General features: G+C 43.1%; 18 protein-coding genes. 8 read left to right on the forward strand and 10 right to left on the reverse strand.

What is annotated here, in order from left to right; translation table 11 throughout:
- Positions 1-17 precede the first annotated feature (17 nt).
- From BacF7301_RS19040 to BacF7301_RS19075, 9 genes are all read right to left on the reverse strand, one after another.
- Positions 18-584, reverse strand: coding sequence for an HAD family hydrolase (locus tag BacF7301_RS19040; protein WP_167965307.1), 567 nt, complete (start codon positions 582-584; stop codon positions 18-20).
- Between the two features lie 288 nt (positions 585-872).
- Positions 873-1,604 (reverse strand): glycosyltransferase family 2 protein, encoded by a 732-nt coding sequence (locus tag BacF7301_RS19045; RefSeq protein ID WP_167965309.1) that lies wholly within the window; start codon positions 1,602-1,604, stop codon positions 873-875.
- A gap of 119 nt (positions 1,605-1,723) precedes the next feature.
- Positions 1,724-3,004, reverse strand: coding sequence for a DegT/DnrJ/EryC1/StrS family aminotransferase (locus BacF7301_RS19050; protein ID WP_167965311.1), 1,281 nt, complete (start codon positions 3,002-3,004; stop codon positions 1,724-1,726).
- A 346-nt stretch (positions 3,005-3,350) separates the two neighbouring features.
- Complete coding sequence (locus BacF7301_RS26065) at positions 3,351-3,476, reverse strand: hypothetical protein (protein WP_256380245.1); 126 nt, start codon at positions 3,474-3,476, stop codon at positions 3,351-3,353.
- Between the two features lie 90 nt (positions 3,477-3,566).
- The gene (locus tag BacF7301_RS19055) at positions 3,567-5,990 is read right to left on the reverse strand and encodes a GumC family protein (protein ID WP_167965313.1); all 2,424 of its coding nucleotides are present in this window, start codon (positions 5,988-5,990) and stop codon (positions 3,567-3,569) included.
- A 9-nt stretch (positions 5,991-5,999) separates the two neighbouring features.
- Positions 6,000-6,818 carry a polysaccharide biosynthesis/export family protein gene (locus tag BacF7301_RS19060; RefSeq protein WP_167965315.1) on the reverse strand — a complete coding sequence of 273 codons (819 nt, stop codon included), beginning with the start codon at positions 6,816-6,818 and terminating at the stop codon, positions 6,000-6,002.
- Between the two features lie 16 nt (positions 6,819-6,834).
- Positions 6,835-8,763, reverse strand: a complete 1,929-nt coding sequence (locus tag BacF7301_RS19065) for a polysaccharide biosynthesis protein (RefSeq protein WP_167965316.1) — start codon at positions 8,761-8,763, stop codon at positions 6,835-6,837.
- A gap of 47 nt (positions 8,764-8,810) precedes the next feature.
- Positions 8,811-9,383, reverse strand: a complete 573-nt coding sequence (locus BacF7301_RS19070) for a UpxY family transcription antiterminator (protein ID WP_167965317.1) — start codon at positions 9,381-9,383, stop codon at positions 8,811-8,813.
- 343 nt (positions 9,384-9,726) lie between these two features.
- Positions 9,727-10,674 (reverse strand): tyrosine-type DNA invertase cluster 3b, encoded by a 948-nt coding sequence (locus tag BacF7301_RS19075; RefSeq protein WP_305792421.1) that lies wholly within the window; start codon positions 10,672-10,674, stop codon positions 9,727-9,729.
- Positions 10,675-10,810: 136 nt separating this feature from the next.
- Between BacF7301_RS19075 and BacF7301_RS19080 the strand changes: the two genes are divergently transcribed.
- The 8 genes from BacF7301_RS19080 (at position 10,811) to glyA (ending at position 16,868) form a co-directional block, all read left to right on the forward strand.
- Positions 10,811-11,221 (forward strand): DUF4119 family protein, encoded by a 411-nt coding sequence (locus BacF7301_RS19080; protein WP_167965319.1) that lies wholly within the window; start codon positions 10,811-10,813, stop codon positions 11,219-11,221.
- A 215-nt stretch (positions 11,222-11,436) separates the two neighbouring features.
- Complete coding sequence (locus tag BacF7301_RS19085) at positions 11,437-11,775, forward strand: SH3 beta-barrel fold-containing protein (protein ID WP_167965320.1); 339 nt, start codon at positions 11,437-11,439, stop codon at positions 11,773-11,775.
- A gap of 23 nt (positions 11,776-11,798) precedes the next feature.
- The gene (locus tag BacF7301_RS19090) at positions 11,799-12,587 is read left to right on the forward strand and encodes a DUF4373 domain-containing protein (RefSeq protein ID WP_167965321.1); all 789 of its coding nucleotides are present in this window, start codon (positions 11,799-11,801) and stop codon (positions 12,585-12,587) included.
- A gap of 103 nt (positions 12,588-12,690) precedes the next feature.
- Positions 12,691-13,632 (forward strand): aspartate carbamoyltransferase, encoded by a 942-nt coding sequence (gene pyrB / locus BacF7301_RS19095; protein ID WP_044654187.1) that lies wholly within the window; start codon positions 12,691-12,693, stop codon positions 13,630-13,632.
- The gene (gene pyrI, locus BacF7301_RS19100; RefSeq protein ID WP_167965322.1) at positions 13,629-14,090 is read left to right on the forward strand and encodes an aspartate carbamoyltransferase regulatory subunit; all 462 of its coding nucleotides are present in this window, start codon (positions 13,629-13,631) and stop codon (positions 14,088-14,090) included. Before pyrB ends, pyrI begins: the two co-directional genes overlap by 4 nt.
- Positions 14,091-14,126: 36 nt before the next feature.
- Positions 14,127-14,696: a flavin reductase family protein gene (locus BacF7301_RS19105; protein ID WP_167965323.1), complete on the forward strand. Its 570-nt coding sequence runs from the start codon at positions 14,127-14,129 to the stop codon at positions 14,694-14,696.
- An 18-nt stretch (positions 14,697-14,714) separates the two neighbouring features.
- The gene (locus BacF7301_RS19110) at positions 14,715-15,452 is read left to right on the forward strand and encodes a porin family protein (RefSeq protein WP_167967251.1); all 738 of its coding nucleotides are present in this window, start codon (positions 14,715-14,717) and stop codon (positions 15,450-15,452) included.
- 135 nt (positions 15,453-15,587) lie between these two features.
- Positions 15,588-16,868 (forward strand): serine hydroxymethyltransferase, encoded by a 1,281-nt coding sequence (glyA, locus tag BacF7301_RS19115; RefSeq protein ID WP_167965325.1) that lies wholly within the window; start codon positions 15,588-15,590, stop codon positions 16,866-16,868.
- Positions 16,869-17,254: 386 nt separating this feature from the next.
- Here the strand turns inward: glyA and BacF7301_RS19120 are convergent, their stop codons facing one another.
- The gene (locus BacF7301_RS19120; protein WP_167965327.1) at positions 17,255-18,922 is read right to left on the reverse strand and encodes a formate--tetrahydrofolate ligase; all 1,668 of its coding nucleotides are present in this window, start codon (positions 18,920-18,922) and stop codon (positions 17,255-17,257) included.

Here is an 18,922-nt window from a genome sequence, read left to right on the forward strand (position 1 = left end):
TATAACTTTTACATTTCTTATTCAGTAAACCAGTCGGTGGTAACGGGAATATACTTAGCACCACTGGCTTTGGCTGCTTGGAAACCTACAGGTGAGTCCTCGAAAATGAGAACCTCCTCGGGCTTTACTTCAAGAGCATCCATTGCTTTGAGGTATATCTCTGGTGAGGGTTTGCCTTGCTTGACATCGACTCCGGCATAGATGAGGTCGAAGTGATGAGCAATACCCAGGTAGTTGACAGCATTCATAAGGTTTTCCTTACGAGCTGTAGAGGCAATTGCGGTCTTGGCTCCCATCTGATGGAAGGTGGCAATGAACTCAATGAGTTTTGTGTTGGGAATAAGGTGGCTGAAGTGCTGAGGGTATGCCTCTTTCTTCAGTTCGTTGATCTGGTTGGCAATAGTCTCATCGGTTACTGCCATAGCCAGCATGAAGCGGTCGAAACGGTAGCCGAAGCACTCACGATATTTCTCTGCTGTGAGTGTGATGCCCACCTGATGGAAAGCCTCCTGATAGGCACGGAGATTGGCCTCGAAGGTATCAACGAGCGTGCCGTCAAAATCGGTGATTATTGCTTTTATCATAACTATGTACGAAAACTAATACAAAAACTTAGTTTGAATTTTCTAGGGGGATTTTGAGTAAAGATTTTGAGCCCTCCGACTGTTTCAGGGGCAACCATTTAAGGGAAAGACTCCAAGTTAGCATCCAATTTTGACATATAGTCCAAGGAAAGCCGCCATAAAGCGATTTCCTTGTTCAACTGAAACTATAACTAAAACAAAAAGTGATTTTTAACTATAACGATAACTAAACGAGCACGGATTTGGACTTTGATTTTTCGCTTCCAACCCCACAGTTTTAGTTTTCGTTTAAAGATATCGCTTCAACTCCTCAGGAGTTCCATATGAATAGTATTCCTCCATTGGTGCAAGACGAACTTTCTCGCCATCGGCAAGGAGGTAGTTGTAGAGGAGTGAGACATAATACTCAGGTTTCTTGAACTCGGGTTCGTCAAGGAGTTGGTGGGCAATCTGCTTGAAGCGCCTGCCGGTGGAGAAGAAATAGGCTCCACAGAGAGCATGATTGCTGATGACTTCCTTCTCAGCAGTACGAGTTACGAAACCGTCTTCACCCAAAGCTGCATAGGAGTAGCGAGGCTCGTTGCTTTCGAATGACACTAAAGCACCCCCGTTAGCTTCCTCCATAGGCTGAGAGAGGATCTCCTTTATGATCTCGACGAAGCGGACACTTCGGAACTCGAGGTCGCAATCCATCACTATTACGGCATCGTCATCGGCAATGGCCGATTCGGCCATAAGGCAGGTCTCTACTGCACCTAGGGTAGTCTTGAGCACCGAAAAGATGTTGGCATCGGGCTGGAAGGACTTGATGCCTTCGTCAATCTTGTATTCATCGATATGCTCTTGACGCACTATGAAGGAGTACTTGAGGTTGATACCCTTGGCAGAGACACTACTGATAGCGTGCTTGAAGAGAGGCATACCGTTGAGTTCGATGAGTGGCTTGGGGGTTGTCCAGCCTTCTTTCTTGAAGCGGCTTCCCTCGCCAGCCATGGGCATGATAATATGTAGGTTTCGCATATTTTTTTATTTCAATGAATATAAGTCTAAGAGACATAGGGGGCTAAAAGACTAAGAGTGTTGTAATCAGGCACAGATTCGATCTGCAGCATCACGCCTTGTTGCCAGCTTGAATATTGTTATGCAATAGCTTCCTTGATACACTCTACGATATACTTCACGTCATCGTCTGTTACGTATGGACCAGCAGGTAGACAGAAACCTACTTTAAAGATTTCGGTTTCCACTTCATTGGTATAAACAGGAGCGCCTTCGTAAACTGGTTGTTTGTGCATAGGCTTCCATACGGGACGGCACTCAACCTTTTTGTCGAGCATGAAGACACGGAGAGCTTCTACGTTTTCGTTTGGCTGGCAATCGGTGGTAGCAGAATCTACGGCATGGATTACACCTGCAGCACCACCTACGGCAGAGGTAATGACTTCCTTGTAGGTATTTTCCTGTCCCTTGACGTGAACATCCTTGTCGATGGTGGCGGCACAGAGCCAGAAGTTGGCATCATAACGAGGATCTTCTGGTTGCTTGTGGATATGTACACCAGGTACGTTCTTCAGGAGTTCTTCATAGAGTGATTGCACGTGCTTATGGTGAGCGATATGGTCATCAAGGACAGTCATCTGTCCGCGACCGATGCCTGCACAGACATTACTCATGCGGTAGTTATAACCGATGGCGGTGTGCTGATAGTAAGGATAGGCATCACGAGCTTGGGTCGCATACCACATCACTTCGTTGGCTTCTTCCTTTGAACGACAAATCAAAGCGCCACCGCCAGAGGTGGTGATCATCTTATTACCATTGAAGGAGAGTACGCCACACTTACCGAAAGTGCTAAGCACCTGACCATTGAAGCGTGAGCCCATACCTTCGGCAGCATCCTCAACAACAGGAATACCATACCTGTCGGCAATAGCCATAATCTTCTCGCAGTCGTATGGCATGCCATAGAGGGCAACAGGAACGATAGCTTTAGGGTACTTGCCGGTCTTCTCCTTGCGGTCAATAATGGCTTTTTCGAGTAGCACGGGGTCCATATTCCAGGTCGTAGGCTCAGAACCTACGAATATAGGCTTTGCACCAAGATAAGTGATTGGGTGGGATGATGCACAGAAAGTAAAGCTCTGTACGAGGACTTCGTCACCTGCCTGTACGCCACAACTAATAAGTGCAAGGTGGACTGCGGAAGTGCCCGAACTAAGACATACAACGGTGCAGTCGAGTTTGCTTCCGTCGCTATTGCAGTTAGCGAAGTTAGACAAATCTTGCTCAAAAGCATTGACATTTGGTCCCATGGGGACTACCCTATTGGTGTCAAAAGCTTCCTGAACATACTTCTGCTCTGCGCCACTGGGACTCATTGATGCGAGGCACAAATAGATATTTTTTCTTTCTTCAGACATGATTGTATTGTTAGCGTCCAATTTTGACGTGTAGCCCAAGGAAAGCCGCCACAAAGCGATTCCCTAATAAATAACGTCAAAAATGATATTGATTTTTAATATTCGTTATTGATTCAGTCCGATTGTCAAAGGCAATAAATGTTCATAATCCCTACGTCCTTTAACAATTTCACTGAAGAATCTCTTGAAATAATCCAACTGACATACCCTGCATCTTGCAGGTTGAGATGATGGTATGATATACCGCTGAGACGCGGGCAATCAGTTCTATGAGTATTTTCGTTTTTTTGTCAGGAGTCATATCTGAATATGGGTCTTCAATTGTATTTACAACGTATATCTTGTACTATTTTTCAAACAGGTTATAAGTGACTTTGTTGGCTATGCAGTATTTCTCTATTGAAACTCCTGCCGGTATGCCTTCTAATTTATAGAACAAAAACAGACGCTCAAAATCATTGTAACTATACATAAACTTTGCTTTTTGATTCTACAAACACAAAGATCTGATTTTATTAGCGGGTAGGAAATATGGCAAAATTGGACGCTTACTTTTAATTAATTAGTCTTGTCTTTTTACCTTATTTTCCCCATACCCGTAGCCGTATCCATAACGTTTTCCATAACCATAGTACTTACCGTATTTGCCATAGCCATAATAATAACCATATTTCTTCTTTTGAAGGTCCAAGCCATTAATAGCAATACAGAGATTAGGCAGTTTGTTATTGTCGGCAAGTTCGTTAATCAAAGTGAACTCTACCTTACGGGTGTAATCAGCACGACATACATAAACGGATAAGTCCGCCACACGTCCTATAAGTAAAGTATCTGTCACCATACCCACCGGAGCTGTGTCCAATATCACATAGTCAAAATTCTTCTTTAACGTTTCGACAGCTTTCTCCAACCCGTCACGAGCCAACAATTCTGTAGGATTAGGCGGAACTGTTCCACCAGGAAGAATAAATAGATTCTTGTTTATATCAGAAGATTGTACCAAGTCCATCAGATTCGTAGTTGGATTAGTCAAGAACTGAGTAATACCATGATCCTTTTTAGGAATATTGAATACTTTATTCAACCCCGGTTTACGAATATCAAGTCCCACAATCACAACCTTCTTTCCTAACAAAGAAAGACTGATAGCTAAATTGGCGGATATAAAAGACTTTCCTTCACCACTGATGGTAGAAGTCACCAAAATCACATTCTTACCATTCTCAAGCATAAACTGAAGGTTGGTACGAACATTACGGAAAGTTTCACTCATGAGATTGTTCTTATTCTCAAAGACAGCAATAGAACCAGACTTTTCATCCGCTAATGGAATATCTCCAATCACCGAAAGCGAAGTTAATCTTTCTATATCGGCACGACCTTCAATCTTGAATTTAGTTAATCCAATCAGGTAAATGGTACCTATCGGAATTCCTACCCCTAATACTAAAGCAGCAAGGTAAATTATCATCCGTTTAGGAGAAACAGGACTATCATCTGCCAATGCCTCGTCAATGATTTTGGCATTATTAGCGGTAGCAGCAAGAGTTATTGCATTTTCTTCCCGCTTCTGAAGCAACATTAGATAAAGCCCTGCCTTAATTTCCTGTTGACGGGCAATACTCACAAACTGTCGTTCCTGAGTAGGGGCATCACTGATACGACGGGAATAGCGGCTTGCCTCACGAGCTAAATCAGCTTTCGTTATCTCCAATCCTTTCAAAGTGGCATCCAAAGTTGCCTGTACATTGGTACGCATAGCACGGATACTGGTATCCAAGTTAACGATAGTCGGATTATTTTCCGTTGATGTACGTAGTAAGCGTTTACGCTCAATCAACATCTCATTATAACGGTCAATCGCTCCGGAAGACGTAGCATCACTCAAGCCGATATTTCCAGGCAGCACTTCATTATCATTGCCTTGTATATATCTTTGCAAATCCACAACTAGATTAATCTGTGTCTGGTTCTCCACACGTTTCTTTTCATATTCAGCATTACCCGTTAAAGCAATCTGCGCCTCGCTAGTCAAGTCCGTAATACCGGCACTACGTTTGAAATTCTCCAAATCCAGTTCCGTGCTGCCCAACTCTTTTGAAATAATGCCAATACGCTCATCTATAAATTCAGCAGTTTTCTGAGCCACCTCATTTTTATCGTTATTAGCATTGATATTATACACTTCAAGTAGTTTGTTGATGAAATCCTTACCGCGTCGAGCATTCGAATTTTTCAGTGACACCACTGCAACCGAAGTGTTCTTTGACGTGGGAGCTATTGACAGAGAGTTAGCGTATCCTTTTGCTACTGAAAAAGGTCTGCTAATAAAAGCCGTAATATGACGTTCCTTGATTACTGTCTCCGGACGAACCGATGTCAAAGTGTCATTATTGGCAAAAAGAGCAACCGTACCTTCATCGGTTGGAAACACAGCAGGCAACTTTTCAAAACGTTTCTGATAAACTTTATCTCCTACTGTTATCTGTATATCCATTGTACCAGTAGACTGTAAAGTCATACCTACTTCCATGCTACTAGAAAGCTTATCCGCTTCCTGAGGAGTCAGGCTAACCAAAACGGGAGAAGTACGATAGAGTTCCCTAACGGGAAAATCGTCTTCATCCATATAAGTCACAAACAATCCCAAACGGTTAACTACTTCCCGTGCCAATGACTTTGAACGAAGAACCTCGATTTCATTATCCACATTACTCGATGAGGAGACAAAACCATCCAGTCCCATTTTTTCCAACTCGGAGGACATGTTTGCTCCCCCGCCCTTCTTGTCATCCTTTATCATGACTGTAGCGGAAATATTATAAATAGGTGTCGCTATGCGTAGATATCCCCATGCGCAAGCAATACAAATGATTACCGATACTACGAACCATGGCCAATGAATCAGATAACGGAAAATGATTTCCTGAATATTAACCTGTTCTTCGGTCTGTTCTCCGTATTTTTCTTTTCTTTCCTCAATCATATGACACTACTATCTGAAAATTGTTACTAATAAGCTTGCCAATGATACCAAAATGGAAGTAGCAGAGAACCAAAGGCTCGTACTGTTACCTATATCAGAGTTACGCGCTTTCGCCTTGTTGGGAGTCACATATACTATATCATTCTGTTGCAGCCAGTAATATGGGGAAATGATGGTCTCCGCCTTATTCAAGTCCAATGTTATAATCTCCTGTTTGCCGTCAGCACCTTCACGAATCAATTTCACATTGTCACGAAGCCCCCAAACTGTCATGTCACCCGCCATAGCAAGGGCTTCCAACAGATTCACTTTCTCGTTACTGATGGTAAAAGTTCCCGGACGGGCAACTTCACCCAATACGGAGATTTTATAGTTTACCATACGGACAGTGACTATCGGAGTTTCTTTGATATAGGGTTTCAACTTTTCCACAATCAGTTGCTCTGCCTCTTTCTTGGTCAAACCACCTACTTTCAACTCACCTAATACCGGAAAATTGATTTTACCATCATTATTGACCAGATACTGTTGCAATACCGGTTGGCTAGTCGTACTTGTTGTTAAATTTGTTTGAGTAGCCACTGTTAAATTAAACGGGACTGCCAGTTCCGGACTGGTACATGACACTACAATAGTAAGCAGATCTTTAGGCATTATTTTCGCATCATACAGATTTTCCAGTTGAGCGGTCTGCTCTACGACCTTTACATCCTGTAAATAAGGCACCTTCTTATACGACTGACAGGAAGCGAACAGCAATATCGCAACCAGGCAAGGAAGCAATACCCTACCCTTTCTACTTGCGCAAATGCAAAATAAATTATTCATAAATTTCTCAAGTTTATTATTCTTTATCCAGAACCTCAAATCGCGGAGAATTCTTCGATTTGAACTCCGGAACTACTTTCTTCATCAATCTGACCGTATCCATAATCCGCACAGCACGGGACAACTTCTCAAACTCCTCATAGGTGTCAACGATATCGGCATATTCATAACGACGTACTTTAGCTATCATAATTTTCTGATTTTCTGTCGGTATCGTATTTTCTTTATCACTCAGCACCTCTTCATAAAGTTTCTCACCGGGACGCAAGCCTGTGAATTCAATCTTTATATCCTCATCCGGACGATAACCGGCAAGTTCTATCATACGGGTAGCCAAGTCTACAATCTTCACAGCCTTACCCATCTCAAAGACAAAGATCTCATTCCCTTCTCCCATTGTGGCAGCTTCCATTACCAAACGGCAAGCCTCAGGGATAGTCATAAAGAAGCGGATTATATCAGGATGAGTCACCGTCACAGGACCGCCATTCTCTATCTGTTCCTTGAAGCGCGGGATAACAGAACCATTACTACCTAATACATTACCGAAACGGGTGGTGATAAATTTGGTATGACCCTTCACTTTTCCCTCACGGATGGCACAGCCCAGACTCTGTACATAGATTTCAGCCAGACGTTTGGAGCACCCCATTACATTGGTAGGATTAACAGCCTTATCAGTAGAAACCATTATCATTTTTTCTGCACCATATTCTACCGCCATATCAGCTACTTGACGTGAACCGGTGACATTGGCAAGCACAGCTTCGCAGGGATTTTCTTCCATCAATGGGACGTGTTTGTAAGCAGCAGCATGAAAGACGATTTGAGGATGGTAATTTTCAAATACCATGCGTACACGCTCTTTCACACGAACATCACCAATCACTGGAATAAAATCTATAGTAGGAAAATTCTTTTCAAATTCGAGACGAACATTATGCAAAGGGGTTTCGGCGGAGTCAAACATGATGAGTTTCTGAATACCCATCTGTATCAATTGACGACAAAGTTCACTGCCAATACTACCAGCAGCACCTGTCACTAACACTACTTTTCCCCTGAACTCTTCGGCGACCTGACGAAGATTGATATTGATTTCAGCACGTCCCAGCAAATCTTCAATCTTAATAGGACGTATCCATTGATGGAAGTTCCCATCAGAATCTGCTTCACTAATAGTAGGTGCAATCAGAGTTTTAAGAGCATTGCTTTTACAATATTCCAGAAGACGGTTTTCCTCCAAACGGGTATCTTCATAACGGGCGAACAAAATGCCACGAATTCCCCGTTTACGCATTATATACTCAACATCTGATTCTTTTTCAAAGTAATAAATGGGAAGATCCGTCAAGCGACGCCTGCTATTGCCTTTACCATAGGTATAGAAACCTGCAACTTTATAATGCCCACTGTCGCGGAGACGAAGTTTCAAAGCCACACTCTTTTCATCAATACCATAAATAAGAATACGGGTATTCTTTTTATTCATCCAATCTAGCAAAGAGTCATAAACAATAATAAGCAATACACGAAAAACCGTCAATACAACCAGTGTTAATAAGCCATCAAACAGAAGATAGGATATTTTATAATTGTATGGTAATTGAACTTCATATATAATCCAAAAAGAAATCACTAATAAACATCCAACTTTGAATAGTACAGCACACATAATACGCCAAAGTTCACGCGCCTGAGAAAAACGGATGGTGTTACGATAGGTGTGAAATAATAAAGCACCTGCAACACTTGCCACTAAAGAGACGCCTACAAATTGACAAAGCATCCAATCACTCATTGGAACGTGTGCCATATAATGAATGACGGCATAGGCTACCAACGAACATAGTACGGATATTACCGTATCAATACCTAAAATTACCCAATAGCTAAAATAATTTTTGCGGGCATATTGTATTATGCCCTTCAATGTCTTTTCCATTGTAGTATGAACGAATAAAGTTGTGTATCAGAAATACAATCACATATTCAAAGTTTCACCGGTTCTACATACCCCATCGGCATGTCAGCACAAGCACATCCAAGCATATTAAGCCGAACGGCAATCTTGCTTTTACCTTCTACATTAACCAGTTCACCTATAAGTCCCGTTAGAGGACCTTTGATGACGCGAACCTTTTCGCCACGTGCCAAGGGAGCACTGTTCATGGATATGACATCTTCTGAATAATCAAGCATAAAGCGGAAACGAGCCATCTGCTCATCAGGAATTACAGTCGGACTACTCTCGCCACGCATTACCAGATACCGACTTACTGTAGAAAAGGAAAGAACTTCTTTACGTTCTTTTGCATCAGCATGTACAAATACCATCATTGGAAGCAACACGGATTGGACCATCTTACGCCGGTCACTCCATTGATGAATTTCTTGTTGAACAGGAACAAAATTCTCGATTCCGACTTTTTCTAAGAGTTCAGAAACTCTCTTTTCATGATGCATTCGAACACAAGCGACATACCAGCGTTTAGAGTGTGCTACGCCTTCCCCTGTCCCATTACTAGGCCCAGCACTAATCGATTTTGGCTTTGTTAAAATCATGTTTTTTTACCCCATATTTGTCCGTTACTTCTTAGGTAACGGATAAGTCACATGCAACAATGAAAAAGGAAATTACACACATAGACAGGGGAGAAAAGATGAAATTGTCTAGTAATCAACGAGAAGACTCTTCGGATTAGGCAATAGAAATGATTGAACATGAGAAATCTACGATTTCATGTTCGGATAGTTTTTTGCCCTGTATTTCAGATAAAACTAAAAAAAGTGAAGAAATATTTGTATGTTATCTATGTTTTTGTCTATCTTTGCGTCAAATTTAAATCCGTTACCTAAGAAGTAACGGGCGATTATTATCACTGATTTCCAATATATTACACTATTCTTATCTGCTAGCGCAGTAGTTCTTTACGTAAGATAAATTCCCTTTATTTACCTTTGTACGTTCTTCAAGCCCGAAGCCTTTCAAGTAGATTTGTGTGGTTTTTATAGATTTATGCCCCAATGATTCGCTAATCATTTCAATCGGGACTCCCCGGTACTTCGCAGTAGTAGCCCAAGAATGGCGAAGCGTGTAGGAAGTGACCGGAGACTTCAAACGCAATGCCCTTGCCAACTCCTTCAAGCTATTATTAAACCGACGGAGAGCGGACTGATATTCCCGGTAAGCTGCTGCATCCTTCCGCTTTTTATCACCACGGAGAATATCGAAAAGATAATTAGGGCAATCTGATTGCGAATCCTGGTTGTTCCGAAGCTGGTTAATTATTTCTATGGCACTGTCCAGCACTTCCACGCTCATGGACGTTTTTGTCTTGATACGATTGTATCGAAGCACATTACTGTCTAAAGACGATTTCTCCAGATGAGCCAAGTCGGCGAACGACATTCCGCAAAACTGGAACAACAGGGTGGCAATGGCTTGCGTACGGCGTAAACGTTCCGACTTCGGATCCGCATACAAAAGTTTGTTCAGTTCGGCAACAGGCAAAGCTTTTTTCTGCCGGACATCAACTCCCGTATAAACATCATGAAACAATAGCGGCACATAAGGGGCACTGCCCGCTTCCACTCCCCGATTGTAAATGCTACGAAGCATACGCATATACGTAGAAATCGTATTGGGCTTCAACCCACACTCGTAAAGATACTGCCCGTAGCGTCGTAAACGCTCACGGGTGACTTGCCTGAACGACACACCGTATATGCCGCAGAACTTGCTGAAAGAAAAGAGGGCGTTCTTGTAAACATGCGCCGTAGAGTGGCGGCCCTCTTCTCGCAAACGATCGATGTAGAGTTCTCCACACCGGTTAAATCCATTTTTACTTGTCATTTGCATCACTAGTTATTTTATATATATACCATTTGGCAAGCGGCAAAAAAACGAATCTTTTTGCAGCTTTATCGCACACTTGCCAAAGTATGTTTTAATATTTAGTATTTTTAACCAAAGTAAAAATTAGCAAATTATGGCTAGTAAAAAGACACCCAAAAGGGAAGCGAAAACAAGAGTAAAAAACAATGCCCAAAATCGGAAAAAGAGTGGCGGCAGATGTAAGAAAGCGGAAATCATCAGTGAGGAAGAACTGGAAAAAAGAGGCGGACTGACCGGAGATGAAACTGCACTTTTCACGGTATATCTCCAAAAATTTGACGAGGGAGATGTCCATATGAAGCACTCCAAAAAGCTAAAAGATTTAGCCAAACAAATTTATGAAAAAGAGCACTTGTACGTCCACAAGCAAGGTGGGTATAAGTTAATGGAAGTCAGCAGTATAGAGACAGAACTATCCGTGATCAGGGGAGCTCTCCGGGAGCAGCGGAAAGAAAAAGAAAGACAGGCTAAAGAGAAAGCTTCCAATAAGTATTTACAAAAATAATTGTGCAGGTAAAATGCAAGCTTTACTTTTGCCGCCGTTTTCTGCCGGCTGAAAAACAGTAAACTTCTACCTAAAAAATAGTGACGCTATCCGGTCGCGATGGCGTCACTATAAGGCGAGGATAGTGACGCTACATCTGCAGCATACCGTCACTATCCCGGAAGGGGGAAATTTATGCAATAAACACGAGTGATTTTAATTAAATCTTTTAAACAATGAGAAGGATAAAAAAAAGGTCTGACGACTGCATGTCAATATGGAAAAAACGTATTGCCGCTGAAAAAGGAATTTCGGAAGTTAGTGCGGAAAAGATTGTACTGAAGTGCATGGAACTGGTTAAACGCATGTTGTATGGAAATGTAATGATAGCTTTTCAGAAACAGGACGGAACATTCTGTTTGGAAAAAGGCACTCTGGTGGGATACGAAAAATTCTTTCATAGGGAGTTCAAGTTCACAGTAAAGCAGGAGTCGGTCATCTATTGGAGTGAGGAACAACACGGATGGAGAAGATTCAGAATCAGCAACCTGATGGAATGGAAAGCAATCGTTTAATTTACAGTAAAACATATTGAACTATGAGTATGATTAACAAAGGGATATCTTATTTCCCTACACCGGCTAACTTTTTCGATGAAGAAGTTATGGAATTGTTGGAAGCGAAATTTGGCGTTTTAGCTTCTTATATCGTTCTGCGATTGCTTTGCAAAATCTATAAAGAGGGATATTACATCTCCTGGGGAAAAGAACAAAGCTTGATTTTCGTCCGTAAAGTGGGCGGCGGGATTAATAAGGAAATGATGGAAAAGATTATGGAACTATTATTGGAAAAGGGATTTTTCCACAAGGAAACTTACGAGCAATACGGTGTCCTTACCTCGGAACGGATTCAGGAAGTGTGGTTTGAAGCAACCACGCGACGAAAAATAGATTTCTCCCAATTACCTTATATATTAGAAAACAAAAAGAAAAAAGGTAAACGGAAAGATGACGTGAATGAAGAAAATGCAGACATTTCTTCAACTCAAGAGGACGCGAATCCGGAAAATGAAGACATTTCCGGACAAACTAAACTAAAGCAAACTAAACTAAATCTTGAGGAAGAAGAAATAAGCGATGCTTCGTTTGAAATTCCGGGGTATGCCTACAATCAGGCTACACACAACATGAACGGGCTGATAGAAAGCCTGGAACGCCACAAAGTGACGAATCCGAAGGAGAGGCAGACGATTCTCCGGCTGTCGGATTACGGGAGGAAAGGTACTCAGGTGTGGAAACTGCTTTCCAATACGTCCTGGAACAAGATCGGGGCGCCGGGGAAATATATCATTGCGGCATTAGCCGGCGGACGGAAACAAGCCGGCTGATAAAAAGGTGATAAAAAAGGTGCGAAAAATCTGTGCTTCTCACAAATTCTTCGTACCTTTACACTCCGGTAAAACAAGTTCTATCCACATAAAATATAACAAAATGGAAAACAGAAGTTTAGTAACCATTGCCGAACATTCTAAAGAAAAAATCCTCTACATGCTCGAAATGGCGAAGCAGTTTGAAATGAACCCCAACCGCCGGTTATTGCAAGGAAAGGTTGTAGCAACCCTGTTCTTCGAGCCTTCCACCCGCACCCGCCTGAGTTTTGAAACAGCTGCCAACCGTCTCGGCGCACGGGTTATCGGATTCACTGACCCCAAAGCAACCAGCTCTTCGAAGGGGGAAACACTCAAAGACACGATTATGATGGTGAGCAACTATGCGGACATTATCGTCATGCGCCACTATCTCGAAGGAGCGGCACGATATGCCAGTGAAGTGGCTCCGGTGCCTATTGTCAATGCAGGAGACGGAGCCAACCAGCACCCGTCGCAGACCATGCTCGACCTCTACTCTATCTACAAGACGCAGGGTACGCTGGAGAACCTGAATATTTTCCTGGTAGGCGATTTGAAATACGGACGCACCGTACATTCACTATTGATGGCAATGCGCCACTTCAACCCCACTTTCCACTTTATCGCTCCCGAAGAGCTGAAAATGCCGGAAGAATACAAGCTCTATTGCAAGACTCACCAAATAAAATACGTTGAACATACGGACTTCTCCGAAGAGATTATCGCTGATGCCGATATTCTATATATGACCCGTGTGCAACGCGAACGTTTCACCGACCTGATGGAATATGAACGGGTGAAGAACGTGTATATCCTCCGCAATAAGATGCTGGAAAATACCCGTCCGAACCTGCGCATTTTGCACCCGCTGCCACGTGTCAACGAGATTGCATATGACGTGGATGACAACCCGAAAGCATATTACTTCCAACAGGCGCAGAACGGTCTGTATGCTCGCGAAGCAATCCTTTGCGATGTATTAGGTATCACATTAGACGACGTTAAAAACGATATTTTATTATGAGCGAAAATAAGCAAGAACTGCAAGTAGCTGCCCTCGAGAACGGGACAGTAATTGACCATATTCCATCCGAAAAGCTCTTTACCGTAGTACAGTTGCTCGGCGTGGAGCATATGACTAGCAATATCACTATCGGATTTAATCTCGAAAGTAAGAAGCTGGGCAAGAAAGGTATCATCAAGATTGCGGATAAGTTTTTCTGCGATGAGGAGATCAACCGTATTTCAGTGGTTGCGCCTCATGTCAAACTGAATATCATCCGTGATTACGAGGTAGTGGAAAAGAAGGAAGTGAAGATGCCGGACGTGCTTCGCGGAATCGTGAAATGCGCCAATCCGAAATGTATCACGAACAATGAGCCGATGGCTACGTTATTCCACGTGATAGACAAGGATAATTGCATCGTAAAATGCCATTATTGCGAGAAAGAACAGAAACGTGAGGAAATTACCATCCTCTGATTTCTTTGATTCCTCATTTTTTAATCTTTATTCAAATTGAAACAGGACTGGAAACCAGGAACGATGATTTATCCGCTGCCGGCTGTACTAGTCAGCTGCGGAAAAGAAGAAAGTGAATATAACATTATCACTGTGGCATGGACGGGTACGATTTGCACAAACCCGCCCATGTGCTATATATCCGTACGACCGGAACGACATTCTTATGAGATTATCAAACGGAATATGGAATTCGTTATCAATCTGACAACTAAAGACATGGCTTTTGCCACCGACTGGTGCGGGGTTCGTTCGGGACGCGATTATCATAAATTCGAAAAGATGAAACTCACTCCGGGACGATGTACTGTGGTCAACGCACCACTGATCGAGGAGTCTCCCCTTTGCATCGAATGTCGTGTGAAGGAAATTGTTTCTCTCGGTTCGCATGATATGTTCATAGCAGACGTGGTGAATGTACGCGCCGACGACCGGAATCTGAATCCCGAAACCGGAAAACTTGAACTGGCGGAAGCTAATCCGTTGGTATACGTACATGGCGGGTATTATGATTTGGGAGAGAAAATCGGTAAGTTCGGCTGGAGTGTAGAAAAGAAAAAGACATAAACTAAGGACGATATGACCATGAATATGCTGCGCAAAATCTTTCTTCTCGGTTCGTTATCCATAGCCTGCACGGCTTTCGGACAGAACTTTAACGCAGATAGAGTAGACCGCCCCAATACGAAGAAAATAAATTTCGGTATCAAGGCGGGATTCAACTCGTCCATGTTCATGGTATCTGAATTGAAGATTAAGGATGTGACGATTGACGAGGTGCAGAATAACTATAAAATCGGTTATTTCGGAGCACTTTTTATGCGTATCAATATGAAGAAGCACTTCATTCAGCCGGAAGTATCGTACAATGTGACTAAATGCGAGATTACTTTTGACAAGTTGGGATCGCAGCATCCTGCCATCGAGCCGGATTATGCTTCGGTGCAGTCTGTACTGCATAGTATCGACTTCCCTGTCTTGTACGGGTATAATGTGGTGAAGAAAGGGCCGTATGGGATGTCTATCTTTGCAGGTCCCAAGCTCCGCTATTTATGGGGAAAGCAGAATGAAATCACTTTCAAGAACTTCGACCAGAAAGGTATTCACGAAAAACTGTATCCGTTCAATGTCAGCGTGGTGATCGGCGTAGGTGTCAATATTTCCCGTATCTTCTTCGATTTCCGCTATGAACAGGGAGTGGGAAATATTTCCAAGTCCATTGTGTATGATAATATCAATTCCGACGGTAGTACGGGAGTCAGCCATATTACTTTCCGCCGCCGCGACAGTGCGTTAAGTTTTTCGCTGGGATTCATCCTTTAGAAATAAAATATCATTAAATCCCGCTTTTTACTAACATTTTTCTTGCACTTCCTTCATTCTTTATTTATTTTCATTAACTTTGTGCGCTTAAAAATAGGTATCTCGAATTAGAAATTTAATCTTACTTATAAAAGAATGAAAAGAGACGACTTAATTTTCGACATCATCGAAAAAGAGCATCAACGTCAGCTGAAAGGTATCGAGCTGATTGCATCAGAAAACTTTGTGAGTGACCAGGTAATGCAGGCAATGGGTTCTTGTCTGACTAACAAGTACGCAGAAGGTTATCCAGGCAAACGCTACTATGGTGGTTGCGAAGTTGTAGACCAAAGCGAACAAATCGCTATCGACCGTCTGAAAGAAATCTTCGGAGCCGAATGGGCAAACGTACAGCCGCACTCAGGAGCGCAAGCTAACGCAGCGGTTTTCCTGGCTGCCCTGAATCCGGGCGACAAATTCATGGGATTGAATCTTGCACACGGCGGACACCTCTCTCATGGTTCACTGGTGAATACTTCGGGGATTATCTATACTCCTTGCGAATATAACCTGAATCAGGAAACAGGACGCGTTGACTACGACCAGATGGAAGAAGTCGCTCTGCGCGAGAAACCGAAAATGATTATCGGCGGTGGTTCTGCTTACTCACGCGAATGGGACTACAAGCGCATGCGCGAAATCGCTGACAAAGTAGGCGCTATCCTGATGATCGACATGGCCCACCCTGCCGGTCTGATTGCTGCCGGAGTACTCGAAAACCCGGTAAAATATGCACATATCGTCACTTCTACTACACATAAAACACTTCGCGGACCTCGTGGTGGTGTCATCATGATGGGTAAGGATTTCCCCAATCCGTGGGGTAAGAAGACTCCGAAAGGTGAAATCAAAATGATGTCTCAATTGTTGGATTCTGCCGTATTCCCCGGTATCCAAGGCGGACCGTTGGAACACGTGATTGCTGCTAAAGCAGTAGCTTTCGGCGAAATCCTGCAACCTGAATTTAAGGAATATGCAAAACAGGTACAAAAAAATGCGGCTGTACTTGCACAGGCTCTTGTAGACCGTGGCTTTACCATCGTTTCCGGTGGTACTGACAATCACTCTATGCTGGTAGACCTGCGTAGCAAATATCCTGACTTGACAGGTAAAGTGGCAGAAAAAGCATTGGTTTCTGCTGATATTACTGTTAACAAGAATATGGTTCCGTTTGACAGCCGTTCGGCTTTCCAGACTTCCGGTATCCGTCTGGGTACTCCTGCCATCACTACCCGTGGTGCTAAGGAAGACTTGATGATCGAAATTGCTGAAATGATTGAGACTGTATTGTCTAATGTAGAAAACGAAGAGGTTATTGCACAAGTACGTGCACGTGTCAATGAGACAATGAAGAAATATCCTCTTTTTGCTTTCTAAAAAATATTTTTTATTTGATAGTTGCTAAGGCTATCAATATTTGATTTGTGAATTTTCATGGGTCTGTTCTTTGTGAAAAGAGCAGACTTTTTTTATATTTATTAACTCCGCCATCCGAACTATCTGTCAGGAATCTCGTTTTTATTATTACAAAAAGGATATAAAATATCTCTTCAACAAAGATGAATTCAATCGTACGGTATGCTAGAAGAGATATAAAAAAGGTGTACCGGACTCTATATACAAGCATCCCCGTCTTTCCCTATTGGTTTATAAGGAAAGACGGGGATTTACCATATATTATTTAGGCACGGATTACACAGATTTCACGGTTCCAGTTAAATAAAACCGTGTAATCCGTGCCTAGTTTATTATTGACACACTTTTTAACTCAGCCCCTCAATTTCTCCATCTACAATGTCGATATGTAATGCCTGCGGTTCTTTCGGAAGTCCCGGCATACGAAGGATTTCTCCTGCTATCGCAACAATCATTTCCGCACCGTTATTGATAACTATATCCTTGATATGGAATTCGAAGTTATTCACTGCACCATAAATTTTAGGGTCGGCAGAGAATGAGTATTGTGTCTTGGCGATGCAGACGGGATAATGGGTGATTCCCATTTTCTCAATCAGCTTGATACGGTTGCGGGCAATGCTGCTGTAAGTGATAACACTTGCTCCGTAGATATTAGTAGCCACTTTTTCAATCTTTTGCTCGATGCTGTCTTCTTCTTTGTATGTATAGCGCAGGGACTCGGAAGGTTTATTTTCGATAGTATCCACTACCAGGCGTGCCATGTCTACTGCCCCCTCTCCGCCTTCACTGAATGCGTTGTTGATGGCAAAGCCTACACCCAGTTGTTCGCAATGTCGGCGAAGAAGTTCCATTTCTTCGTCCGTATCGGTAGCGAACTTATTGAAAGCAACAATCACTGTCTGACCGAAAGAACGTAGATTGCGGACATGCTTGTCGAGGTTGCGCAATCCTTCTTTCAACCCTTCCATGTTGGGCTCCTTGATGCGGTCGAGACTGACGCCACCATGCATTTTCAGTCCTTGCGCAGTAGCGACGATTACTGTCAGGCGTGGTTGGAGTCCACTTTTACGGCATTTGATATTATAGAATTTCTCCGCACCGAGGTCGGCACCGAATCCGGCTTCTGTGATTACGTAGTCGCCGAAAGACATTGCCAGTTTGGTAGCCAGGATAGAGTTGCAACCATGGGCGATATTGGCGAACGGTCCGCCGTGTACGAAAGCGGCAGTGCCTTCAGTGGTCTGAACGAGATTGGGGTGGATAGCATCTTTCAGCAATACGGTGATGGCTCCTGCCACTCCCAGGTCTTTGACTGTGAAAGGCTTGTCATCGTAAGTGAATCCGAGCAGGATATTTTCAATACGGCGGCGCAGGTCGTTCACGTCTTTGGAGAGACAGAGAATTGCCATAATCTCCGAGGCGGGTGTAATGTCGAAACCGGACTCTTGTGTGATGCCGTTCGATTTCGGTCCCAGCCCGACAACGATGCTACGCAATGAACGGTCGTTCACGTCGAGCACACGACGCCAGAGGATTTCTTTCAGCCCGAAACCTTTTGCCTGGTTCTGATAAAGATAATTATCCAACAGGGCGGAAATCATGTTGTGCGCAGAGGTGATGGCATGAAAGTCTCCGGTGAAGTGGAGATTGATTTTGTCCATCGGGAGTACTTGGGCGTATCCACCGCCGGCTGCTCCACCCTTCATGCCGAAGCATGGGCCGAGAGAAGGTTCGCGAAGCGCAACAATCGCATTCTTTCCTATTTTATTAAGTCCCAAGGCAAGACCGATAGATACTGTAGTTTTGCCGATACCCGCTTTTGTGGCCGTAATGGCAGTCACCAGAATGAGATTACTTTTCTTTACTTTCTCTTCATCAATCAGTTGTTCGGGAATCTTTGCGATATAGCGACCATAATTTTCCACTTCCTCGCGAGGAATTCCGATACTTTCGGCAACCTGCTTTACTTTCTTCAGCTCAATGCTGCGAGCTATTTCTATGTCTGATTTCAT

This window comes from Bacteroides faecium (genome assembly GCF_012113595.1).
GTDB lineage: Bacteria > Bacteroidota > Bacteroidia > Bacteroidales > Bacteroidaceae > Bacteroides > Bacteroides faecium.

Bases quoted from the DNA above. Each gene is read 5' to 3' on its own strand.
- BacF7301_RS19040 (WP_167965307.1), bottom strand. From the start codon at position 584: ATGATAAAAGCAATAATCACCGATTTTGACGGCACGCTCGTTGATACC.
- BacF7301_RS19045 (WP_167965309.1), bottom strand. From the start codon at position 1,604: ATGCGAAACCTACATATTATCATGCCCATGGCTGGCGAGGGAAGCCGC.
- BacF7301_RS19050 (WP_167965311.1), bottom strand. From the start codon at position 3,004: ATGTCTGAAGAAAGAAAAAATATCTATTTGTGCCTCGCATCAATGAGT.
- BacF7301_RS26065 (WP_256380245.1), bottom strand. From the start codon at position 3,476: ATGTATAGTTACAATGATTTTGAGCGTCTGTTTTTGTTCTATAAATTA.
- BacF7301_RS19055 (WP_167965313.1), bottom strand. From the start codon at position 5,990: ATGATTGAGGAAAGAAAAGAAAAATACGGAGAACAGACCGAAGAACAG.
- BacF7301_RS19060 (WP_167965315.1), bottom strand. From the start codon at position 6,818: ATGAATAATTTATTTTGCATTTGCGCAAGTAGAAAGGGTAGGGTATTG.
- BacF7301_RS19065 (WP_167965316.1), bottom strand. From the start codon at position 8,763: ATGGAAAAGACATTGAAGGGCATAATACAATATGCCCGCAAAAATTAT.
- BacF7301_RS19070 (WP_167965317.1), bottom strand. From the start codon at position 9,383: ATGATTTTAACAAAGCCAAAATCGATTAGTGCTGGGCCTAGTAATGGG.
- BacF7301_RS19075 (WP_305792421.1), bottom strand. From the start codon at position 10,674: ATGACAAGTAAAAATGGATTTAACCGGTGTGGAGAACTCTACATCGAT.
- BacF7301_RS19080 (WP_167965319.1), top strand. From the start codon at position 10,811: ATGGCTAGTAAAAAGACACCCAAAAGGGAAGCGAAAACAAGAGTAAAA.
- BacF7301_RS19085 (WP_167965320.1), top strand. From the start codon at position 11,437: ATGAGAAGGATAAAAAAAAGGTCTGACGACTGCATGTCAATATGGAAA.
- BacF7301_RS19090 (WP_167965321.1), top strand. From the start codon at position 11,799: ATGAGTATGATTAACAAAGGGATATCTTATTTCCCTACACCGGCTAAC.
- pyrB (WP_044654187.1), top strand. From the start codon at position 12,691: ATGGAAAACAGAAGTTTAGTAACCATTGCCGAACATTCTAAAGAAAAA.
- pyrI (WP_167965322.1), top strand. From the start codon at position 13,629: ATGAGCGAAAATAAGCAAGAACTGCAAGTAGCTGCCCTCGAGAACGGG.
- BacF7301_RS19110 (WP_167967251.1), top strand. From the start codon at position 14,715: ATGAATATGCTGCGCAAAATCTTTCTTCTCGGTTCGTTATCCATAGCC.
- glyA (WP_167965325.1), top strand. From the start codon at position 15,588: ATGAAAAGAGACGACTTAATTTTCGACATCATCGAAAAAGAGCATCAA.
- BacF7301_RS19120 (WP_167965327.1), bottom strand. From the start codon at position 18,922: ATGAAATCAGACATAGAAATAGCTCGCAGCATTGAGCTGAAGAAAGTA.